The sequence below is a fragment of the Actinomadura sp. NPDC048032 genome (assembly GCF_040653175.1).
GTDB lineage: Bacteria > Actinomycetota > Actinomycetes > Streptosporangiales > Streptosporangiaceae > Spirillospora > Spirillospora verrucosospora.
In genome coordinates this window covers 1-8,767 of the sequence record NZ_JBEZJP010000361.1, presented here as the reverse complement: position 1 = coordinate 8,767, position 8,767 = coordinate 1, and the positions used below count along the sequence as shown (strand labels likewise).

The following is an 8,767-nucleotide window of genomic DNA, read 5'->3' as shown; positions in this document are numbered from 1 at the left end:
GCCGGATGTCCTCGCCCTGCCCGTCCAGGTTCGCCGCGCCGACCTGCAGCAGCCGCGACAGCGAGCCCTGCCATGCGCGACGTGCGCGGGCAGCTGTTCGACGCCGCCGAACGCGTCCTGCTGCGGGAGGGGCCGAGCGCGCTGACCAGCCGGGCCGTCACCGCCGAGGCGGACTGCGCCAAGGGCGTCCTGCACCGGCACTTCGCCGACTTCGACGCCTTCCTCGCCGAGTTCGTGCTGGACCGCGTGGACCGGATGGACGCCGAGGCCGCCGCCCTCCGCGACGCCGCCGGGACCGGCACCGTCGTCGGCAACCTCTCCGCCGCCCTGAGGGCCGTCTTCGCGTCGGTCGCCGTCGCGATCCTCCCCCTCATCACCTTCCAGGACGAGCTGCGCGCCCGGCTGCGGCGGACCTGGCCGGCCGGCGTGCCGGTGCTCACCGAGGCCGTGGAGATGATCGCCTCCTACCTCGCCGCCGAGCGCGAACTCGGCCGCGTCGCGGCGGACGCCGAGGTCGACCTGCTCGCCCCCACCCTGGTCGGCGCCGCCCACCTGCTGTTCGCCGACCGGACCGCCGCGCCTCCGGACGACGAGGCCGTGCGCAGGACGGTCACCGGGGTCGTCGCGGCCGCGCTGCGCTGACCCTCCCTTACAGCCGTTCGACGACGATCCGGTCGTCCCGGACGGTCACCGGCGTGTCGAAGGCGGCGCAGGCCCTGGCGAAGCGGTCGATGATCCAGGCGCGGTCGGCGCCGGCGGCCAGGCGGGTGCGGCAGAAGTCCAGCCGGATCGGCACCGCCTCGATCCGGGACGGCCCGGCGGCGTCCAGCGTCACCAGGAACAGCAGGCCGAGGTCGTTGCGCAGCAGGGCGTCCACCGCGTAGTCGTCGATGAAGTCGCCCATGTCGAACACGACCGGCCACGCCACGGCGTGGAAGACGTGTGCGGAACTCCCGGCGACGAGCGTCGCGCCCGCGTCCACCAGCCTCCCCGCCGCGCGCCGGACGTAGGGCAGCGGCGCCGGGATCATGTTCGGCCCCCAGTGCGGCATGACCAGGACGGCGTCGTGGCCGCCGCGGAGCCGCCGGATCTCCTCCAGCAGGGAGCCGGGGACGCCGTCCTCCAGGTCGGCGAGGGCGACGCCCGGCCGGTCCGGTCCGGCGGCGAAATCGGCCGGATGGTCGGTGACGCCGACGACCGCGACCCGCGCTCCCCCCGCCTCCAGGACGGCGGGCTCCCGCGCCCGCGGGAGGTCCTCGCCGGCTCCGACGGTCCGGATGCCCGTCCGCCGGAGGATGTCGAGCGTGTCCGCCAGCGCGTCCGGCCCGTAGTCCAGAGCGTGGTTGTTGGCGAGCGTCACGCAGTCGACGCCGAGATCGGCGAGGGTTTCGGCCGCGGCCGGCGGCGCGCGGAAGTGGAACGGCTTGTCCGGCGCGTCCCACCGCCGCCCGCGCCCGGACACGCAGCACTCCAGGTTCACCAGGGCGAGGTCGGCCTCGTGGAAGACCTCGCGCACCTCCTCGGAGAACAGGCCGTGCGGGCCGGACGCGGCGATCTCCTCCGCCACGCCGCGTCCGAGCATCGTGTCCCCCGCGAGCGCGATCGTGATGGCCATCGCAGAACCCCCAGGACAGTCGTGCCCTGTTCGGGGACGGCTCTCACCGGTCGCGGCGAGATCGGGCGGCGCGCTCAGGAGAGCGCGCGGCCCGGGCCCTTCTTGATCTGGTCGACGAAGAGCCGGGCGAGCGCCTGCTGCCCGGCGACCGTCGGGTGGTAGCTGCGCGGCTCCGCTTCGAGCGCCGCGAGGTTCAGCGTCAGGCCGTTCATGTATGCGTCACGGCTGCCGACCTCGTGGCCGGCGAACGCGCTGTAGGCGTCCACGAACTCGACGCTGCCGTGCCGGTGCCCGGCCACCTTGCGCGCGTCGGCCTCCGTCACCGACTGCCGGATCACCCCGCCCAGCTCGTAGGCCCGCGCGTTCAGCCAGCGCTGGTCCGGCACGGTGATGTTGTCCCCGTCCACGCCGCTGACCTCGGAGAACGCCTTCGGGTAGGACATCACGACCACCCGCGCGTACGGCGCCCGCGCGGTGATCTCGGCCAGCAGGGCGGGCAGGCTCCGCCGGAGCTCGGCCATCCGCCGGGCGATCTCCTCGCCCTGCGCGGAGCAGCCCCGCCCCCACGGCAGCTTCACCACGCAGCCGGCGAGCACCCGCGAGAACCCGACGTCGTTGCCGCCGATGCTGATGGTGACCAGGCTAGTGTCCTGTCCGATGCGGCCGATCTGCGGGGGTTCGCCGCCCCGTCCGTCCAGCACGTCCTCGGTGGTCGCGCCGGAGCACGCCCAGAACGCGGCACCCTTCGCGAAACGGAACGCCCGCGAGACCTCGTGGAAGTACGCCTTGGACGTCCGGTGGCACCGGTCGAGCGGGTTCTGGTCGCCCACGGTCGCCTCCGCGCCGACGCCCGCCGAGTACGAGTCCCCCAGCGCGACGTAGGCGCCCCGCGTCGCCACCTCGGCCGGGGTGATCGTCCGGGTGCCCGCGACGACCGGGTCGGCGCGCCGCTCGGGATCCGGAGCGTGGCACCCGGCCCCGAACACCTCGCACCGCGCCGCCGGCATCGCCACCAGAGGGACGACCGCCAGCGCCAGCAGCAGCGCCAGGAGCGCGAGCGCGGCCCCCCGCTCGCCAAGACGGCCCCGCACCCACGCGACCGGGCTGATCATCGCTCTCCTCCGTGCACGCACCGGACGTCCATGGGACGGACGTCCGCCGGGCGCCCCAGGTTCCCGCCTTTACATTGTAGATCTTTAACTGGGACGTCCGAGCGGCGCCCACATGACCAGCCGGGGGCCCAGCTCGTGCAGGCCGGCCTCGACCTCGGCGTCCCAGTAGGCCGCGATCCCCGGCCCCCACCGCTCCCGCGGCAGTTCCGCGAACCCGTGCCGGGCGTACCAGGGGCCGTTCCACGGGACGTCCCGGAACGTGAGCAGGCTGACTCCGGGCGCCCCGGCCGCGGCGGCCCGCGCCTTGACCTCCTCCAGGAGCAGAACGCCGATCCCGCGCCCCACCAGGTCTCCGCGCACCGAGATCTGCTCCAGGTGCGCGGCCCCGTCGACCTCCTCGACGGCGGCGAACCCGACCGGCGGGTCCCCCGCCACCACGATCTCCGCGCCCTTCCCGATCACCTGCTCGACCACGGTCGGGCCCGGCGGGAACACGATCCCGATCTCGCGGAACATCGCGTCCCCCGAGTTCTCGATCTCCGCCAGCCCCGGCAGGTCCTCGGCCCGCGCCGTCCTGACCTCATGCCCCATGCCGCGATCGTAGGCGCTCCCCCGGACCCCGTCCTCCCGATTATCCGGCCCCTGGTCAGGCGTAGAAGCGCATGTGCCAGTCCATCGGCGGCTCGCCGTAGGAATCGGCGGGCGGGCTCGGGCCGAACTCGACGGCGCTGCCCTCGGCGAGGACGGCGATGGTCCCGGCGGCCTCGACGCCCGCGCGCCAGTGCTCGGGGACGGCCCGCGAGCCGTACCGGGCGCCGAGGAGGTTCCCGCAGACGGCCCCCGTGGAGTCGCTGTCGCCGGAGTGGTTGACGGCGAGCAGCATCCCGCGCGGGACGATCTCCAGCGGGTACCCGCCCGCGGCCTCGGCGGCCAGCGCGGCGTGGACCGCGATGGCGAGGGCCTCCGGACCGGTGAACCCGCCGCCGAGGCTCTCCAGCCGCTCGGGAGCCGGGCCGCTGAGCGGCAGCGCCAGCGCCTTCTCCAGCGCCGCCGACGTCTCCTCGTGCCCGGCGTGCTTGCGGAGCTCCGCCATGGCGACCCTCAGCGCGTCGGCGAGGGCGGCGCCGTGGACGAGCGCCGACACCGCCACGGCGAGCGTGCCCGCGGGGAGGCGGCCGGACGGGTGGCCGTGGGTGAGCGCCGCCGTGCCCTGCCCCCGGGCGAAGACGGCCCCCGGATCGGGATGCCCGAAACCGCACGGCGCGGCCCGGACCGTCCCGGCGGAGCCCTTGGAGTCGTTGACGGGCTCGTCCACCGTGCCGAGCGGCCATCCCGGCTTGCCGCGCTCCGCCGCCCTGCGCAGCGCGGCGAGGGTGGTGCGGCCGGCGCCGCGTCCGGCCGTCACCGCCGGGTCGCGCAGCGCCGGACCGCTCACGAGCGAGTCCTGCTCCGGGATCCGCTCGCCCTGGGCGCGGAGCCACGCGAGGTAGTTCGCCTGCGCCAGCCCGAAGTACGCGCCGCCGATCCCCCTCGCCCGGGCCCGGATGGACGCCTGGACGCCCGCCTGCGCGGTGAGCAGGCTCAGCTGCGTCGCCTCCCCGATCTCCGCGCGCCGGGGAAGCCCGGTCACGCCCGCCGGTCCGCAGGCCGCGCGGATCTCGGCGAGCGACATCCCCTCCACGGGACGTCCGAGCGCCTCACCGACCGCCCCTCCGAACAGGCACCCCAGCATCCGATCGCCCGCCGTGTCCGCCATTCCCGACACGCTACCGATCACGTCCCGCCCCGCCGAACCGCCCGGGAAACCCCACCGGCGGCCCCGGCCCCCTCCGCCGGCAGGGTGGCGGCTCCCTCCCCGAGGGGAGCCGGATCACGCGCACGAGGGAGGCCCCGCACCGGGCGCAGGCCCTTCACTGTCCGTGCAGGCAACCGCACGACCGGAAGGGCGAACATGCTGAGGAACGCAACGGCGGTGGTCCGCCGGATGCACGGCCATACCGTCGAGGACGCGCCGCGGTGGGCGGTCGTCTCCGCCTACGCCGCGAGCCTGGTGGTCCTGCCGTCCTGCGTCTGGCGGATCGCGCTGGGCTTCGGCGCTCCGATCGGGCCGCTCCGCGGGGACGCGAGCGACGCGCGGGGCGACGTCCCCGCCTGGCTCCCGATGTGGGGATACACGATCTTCCTCAGCGTCCTCAGCGAAGCGCTGGCCTTCCTCGCCGTCGGCCTCGTCTCCCGGTGGGGCGAGGTCGTCCCGCGCCGGGTCCCCGGGCTCGGCGGGCGCAGGGTGCCGGTCCTGGCCGCCGCCGTCCCGGCGGGCGCGGGCGCCGCCCTCCTCACCGTGGGAACGCTCGTCGCCCTGCCCGGCTTCAACGACTTCACCGCCCCGGACGGGACCGCGGTGCGGCTCGAAGGCTGGAGGCTCGTCCTCTTCGCCGCCTCCTACGGCCCTCTCGTGGCCTGGGGTCCCCTCCTGGCAGCCGCGACCATCGCCTACTGCCTCCGCCGCAGACAGCGCCCCTCCCCCGCCGCCCTGACCACGCGCTGAACAGCCAACACCAAAACAGAGCCGCCCCGGCCAGCTCCCCACACCGCTGGGACGGCTAGCCCGTGGCGGCCTCGGGCTTTTGGGCGTAGAGCGCGTCCCTGGCAGGACACCCGGTGCGCGCCGTCAGTGACACAGCGATGCGCCGCCGCGGCCCTCAGCAGGCTGTCACGGGTCGGCTGGGACGTCCTCACCGAGGAGAACCACCCGCCACGACCTGAGGGCACTGAAATTGGGCTGCGTCCGGGACGTGGCCGGGGGCATGCTGAGGCATGGCGTGGAAGCTGACCGGCGATGTCGAAGAGTTCCTGGCGCGCGCGGAGGGATTCTTGTGCGCCGATCCTGTGGCGAACACTGTGCCGCTGACGGTGACCAAGGCGATCAGGGCCCTGGGGCCCGGCCTGTACCCGAAGGCGCTGTTCGGCTGGTGGACGGCGGGTGGCGACGTCGCGGGCACCTGCGTGTGGACGGGACCGTATCCGGTCCTGCTGAGCGCGATGCCGGGGCCTGCGGCGTCGGAGCTGGCCGAGGTTCTGGCCGGACGCGAGCCGGCGGTCCCCGGCGTCAACGGGACGCAGGAGACCGCCGAGCACTTCGCGGACGCGTGGACCCGCCGGATCGGAAGCCCGGCCCGCGTCGCGCGGCACGAGCGGCTCCACCGGCTGGCGGGTCTCGACATGCCGGACCCGCCGCCGGAAGGCGCCGCGCGCGTCGCGGACGTCGGCGACCAGGAGCTGGTGCGCGACTGGTACGCGGCGTTCCGCCGTGACGCCGGCGGCCACGGCGACCCGAACACGGCGATGATCGACGGGCGGCTGGCGGAGGGCGGCATCGTGCTGTGGGAGGCGGGCGGACGCCCGGTGGCCCTGGCGGGACGGACGCCGGCGATCGCGGGAACGGCGCGCGTGGCGCCCGTCTACACCCCCGCCGAGCACCGCCGCCGCGGCTACGGGGCCGCGGTGACCGCCGCCGTCACCCGCGCCGCCCAGGACGCCGGCGCCGCCGAGGTCGTGCTGTTCACCGACCTCGCCAACCCGACCAGCAACAGCGTCTACCACCGCCTCGGCTACCGCCCGGTCGAAGACCGCCTCGTCCTCGCCTTCCCGTCACCCGCCCGCCCCTGAAGCGGCCATTCCCGCCGATCGCTCCCGGCGGGCCGGTGAGCGCGTCCGTTTGGGCTGGGGTTCGTGGGGGTCGGTGGGCTGTTGGGGGCAGAGCGTCGTTGGCCGGGGGCTACTTGACGCCGGCCTCCTTCATGTCGCGGAGTTCGCGCTTGAGTTCCTTGATCTCGTCGCGGAGGCGGGCGGCCAGTTCGAACTGCAGGTCGGTGGCGGCCTGGTGCATCTGGTCGGTCATCTGCTCGATGAGGCCCTCCAGCTCCTCGCGGGGGCGCTCGCCGACCAGGTCGGCGGCGTGGCGGCCGGCCTCCCTGGTGCGGGACGCGAGGCCGGGGACGGGCGCCTTGCCGCGGCTCTGCTGGCGGCCGGCGCCGCCGATCAGGGTCTCGGTGTCGGCGTCCTCGCGGGCGAGGGAGTCGAGGATGTCGGCGATGCGCTTGCGCAGCGCCTGCGGCTCGATGCCGTGCTCCTCGTTGTAGGCGCGCTGCTTGGCGCGGCGCCGGGTGGTCTCGTCGATCGCCCGCTCCATGGACGGGGTGACGGTGTCGGCGTACATGTGGACCTGGCCCGACACGTTGCGGGCCGCGCGGCCGATCGTCTGGATGAGGGACGTCTCCGAGCGCAGGAAGCCCTCCTTGTCGGCGTCGAGGATCGCCACGAGGGAGACCTCGGGCAGGTCGAGGCCCTCGCGGAGGAGGTTGATGCCGACGAGGACGTCGAAGTCGCCGGCGCGCAGCTCGCGCAGCAGCTCGATGCGGCGCAGGGTGTCGACCTCGCTGTGCAGGTAGCGGACCTGGATGCCGAGTTCGAGGAGGTAGTCGGTGAGGTCCTCGGCCATCTTCTTGGTGAGGGTGGTGACGAGGACGCGCTCGTCGCGCTCGGTGCGCTCGCGGATCTCGTGGATGAGGTCGTCGATCTGGCCCTTGGTGGGCTTGACGACGATCTCCGGGTCGATCAGGCCGGTGGGGCGGATGACCTGCTCGACGACGTCGCCCTTGACGCGGTTCATCTCGTAGGGGCCGGGCGTCGCCGACAGGTAGACGGTCTGGCCGATCCGGTCGAGGAACTCCTCCCACTTCAGCGGGCGGTTGTCCATGGCGGACGGCAGCCGGAACCCGTGCTCGACCAGCATCCGCTTGCGGGACGCGTCGCCCTCGTACATGGCGCCGATCTGCGGGACCGTCTGGTGGGACTCGTCGACGACGAGGAGGAAGTCTTCGGGGAAGTAGTCGAGGAGGGTGTTCGGGGCGGTGCCGGGGCCGCGGCCGTCGATGTGCCGGGAGTAGTTCTCGATGCCGGAGCAGGTGCCGACCTGCCGCATCATCTCGATGTCGTAGGTGGTGCGCATGCGCAGGCGCTGCGCCTCCAGCATCTTGCCCTGCCGCTCCATCACGGCGAGGGTCTCCTCCAGCTCGGCCTCGATCTGGCCGATGGCCCGCTCCATGCGCTCGGGGCCCGCGACGTAGTGGGAGGCGGGGAAGACGTACAGCTCCTCGTCCTCGGTGATCAGCTCGCCGGTGAGCGGGTGCAGGGTGGCGAGCTTCTCGATCTCGTCGCCGAACATCTCGATCCGGACGGCGAGCTCCTCGTACTGCGGGATGATCTCGACGGTGTCGCCGCGGACGCGGAAGGTGCCGCGGGTGAAGGCGAGGTCGTTGCGGGTGTACTGCATGCCGACGAGCTGCCGGAGCAGGTCGTCGCGGTCGATCTCCTGGCCGACCTTCAGCCGGACCATCCGGTCGACGTACTCCTGCGGCGTGCCCAGGCCGTAGATGCAGGACACGGACGCGACGACGACGGTGTCGCGGCGGGTGAGCAGCGAGTTGGTCGCCGAGTGCCGCAGCCGGTCGACCTCGTCGTTGATCGAGGAGTCCTTCTCGATGTAGGTGTCGGTCTGCGGGATGTACGCCTCGGGCTGGTAGTAGTCGTAGTACGACACGAAGTACTCGACGGCGTTGTTCGGCAGCATCTCGCGCAGCTCGTTGGCGAACTGGGCGGCGAGGGTCTTGTTCGGCTGCATGACGAGGACGGGCCGCTGCAGCTTCTCCACCAGCCACGCGATCGTGGCGGTCTTGCCGGTGCCGGTCGCGCCGAGCAGCACGTTGTCCTTCTCACCGGCCGAGACGCGGGCGGCGAGCTCGGCGATCGCCTGCGGCTGGTCGCCCGACGGCGTCATCTCGGTGACGACCTCGAACGGCGCCACGCGGCGCCGCAGGTCCGTGACTGGGCGCATCGACACTCCCCCTGGATTCGGCCATCTCCCTGCTCTCCCAACTGTATGCAGGGGCTCCGACATTCCGGGGCCGCGCGCGGGCCTTGGGGAGCTTCGCGGGGGCGACCGTGAGGTCTCCGGCGTCGGGGGCGACCGCGGTGGCGTACC

Annotated in this window: 8 protein-coding genes; 3 read left to right on the top strand and 5 right to left on the bottom strand. The window is 73.8% G+C overall.

The window, feature by feature from the left end:
• The first annotated feature begins 72 nt into the window (after window positions 1–72).
• Window positions 73–642 carry a TetR family transcriptional regulator gene (locus AB0C69_RS32730; RefSeq protein ID WP_360358807.1) on the top strand — a complete coding sequence of 190 codons (570 nt, stop codon included), beginning with the start codon at window positions 73–75 and terminating at the stop codon, window positions 640–642.
• A 7-nt stretch (window positions 643–649) separates the two neighbouring features.
• On the opposite strand, the gene AB0C69_RS32725 is transcribed toward AB0C69_RS32730, so the two are convergent.
• From AB0C69_RS32725 to AB0C69_RS32710, 4 genes are all read right to left on the bottom strand, one after another.
• Window positions 650–1,615 (bottom strand): CapA family protein, encoded by a 966-nt coding sequence (locus AB0C69_RS32725; RefSeq protein WP_360358806.1) that lies wholly within the window; start codon window positions 1,613–1,615, stop codon window positions 650–652.
• A 74-nt stretch (window positions 1,616–1,689) separates the two neighbouring features.
• On the bottom strand, window positions 1,690–2,727 hold the full coding sequence (locus AB0C69_RS32720) for an SGNH/GDSL hydrolase family protein (RefSeq protein ID WP_360358805.1): 1,038 nt from the start codon (window positions 2,725–2,727) through the stop codon (window positions 1,690–1,692).
• An 84-nt stretch (window positions 2,728–2,811) separates the two neighbouring features.
• Window positions 2,812–3,318, bottom strand: a complete 507-nt coding sequence (locus AB0C69_RS32715) for a GNAT family N-acetyltransferase (RefSeq protein ID WP_345175336.1) — start codon at window positions 3,316–3,318, stop codon at window positions 2,812–2,814.
• A gap of 55 nt (window positions 3,319–3,373) precedes the next feature.
• On the bottom strand, window positions 3,374–4,483 hold the full coding sequence (locus tag AB0C69_RS32710) for an ADP-ribosylglycohydrolase family protein (protein ID WP_345175337.1): 1,110 nt from the start codon (window positions 4,481–4,483) through the stop codon (window positions 3,374–3,376).
• A 195-nt stretch (window positions 4,484–4,678) separates the two neighbouring features.
• Between AB0C69_RS32710 and AB0C69_RS32705 the strand changes: the two genes are divergently transcribed.
• On the top strand, window positions 4,679–5,272 hold the full coding sequence (locus AB0C69_RS32705; protein WP_353832051.1) for a hypothetical protein: 594 nt from the start codon (window positions 4,679–4,681) through the stop codon (window positions 5,270–5,272).
• Between the two features lie 341 nt (window positions 5,273–5,613).
• The gene (locus AB0C69_RS32700; protein ID WP_360358804.1) at window positions 5,614–6,393 is read left to right on the top strand and encodes a GNAT family N-acetyltransferase; all 780 of its coding nucleotides are present in this window, start codon (window positions 5,614–5,616) and stop codon (window positions 6,391–6,393) included.
• 109 nt (window positions 6,394–6,502) lie between these two features.
• Here AB0C69_RS32700 and uvrB read toward each other — a convergent pair whose 3' ends face one another.
• Entirely contained in the window at window positions 6,503–8,620 is a 2,118-nt protein-coding gene (gene uvrB / locus AB0C69_RS32695; RefSeq protein WP_345175342.1) for an excinuclease ABC subunit UvrB, read from the bottom strand.
• Between the last annotated feature and the right edge of the window lie 147 nt (window positions 8,621–8,767).

Bases quoted from the DNA above. Each gene is read 5' to 3' on its own strand.
- AB0C69_RS32730 (WP_360358807.1), top strand. From the start codon at position 73: ATGCGCGACGTGCGCGGGCAGCTGTTCGACGCCGCCGAACGCGTCCTG.
- AB0C69_RS32725 (WP_360358806.1), bottom strand. From the start codon at position 1,615: ATGGCCATCACGATCGCGCTCGCGGGGGACACGATGCTCGGACGCGGC.
- AB0C69_RS32720 (WP_360358805.1), bottom strand. From the start codon at position 2,727: ATGATCAGCCCGGTCGCGTGGGTGCGGGGCCGTCTTGGCGAGCGGGGG.
- AB0C69_RS32715 (WP_345175336.1), bottom strand. From the start codon at position 3,318: ATGGGGCATGAGGTCAGGACGGCGCGGGCCGAGGACCTGCCGGGGCTG.
- AB0C69_RS32710 (WP_345175337.1), bottom strand. From the start codon at position 4,483: ATGGCGGACACGGCGGGCGATCGGATGCTGGGGTGCCTGTTCGGAGGG.
- AB0C69_RS32705 (WP_353832051.1), top strand. From the start codon at position 4,679: ATGCTGAGGAACGCAACGGCGGTGGTCCGCCGGATGCACGGCCATACC.
- uvrB (WP_345175342.1), bottom strand. From the start codon at position 8,620: ATGCGCCCAGTCACGGACCTGCGGCGCCGCGTGGCGCCGTTCGAGGTC.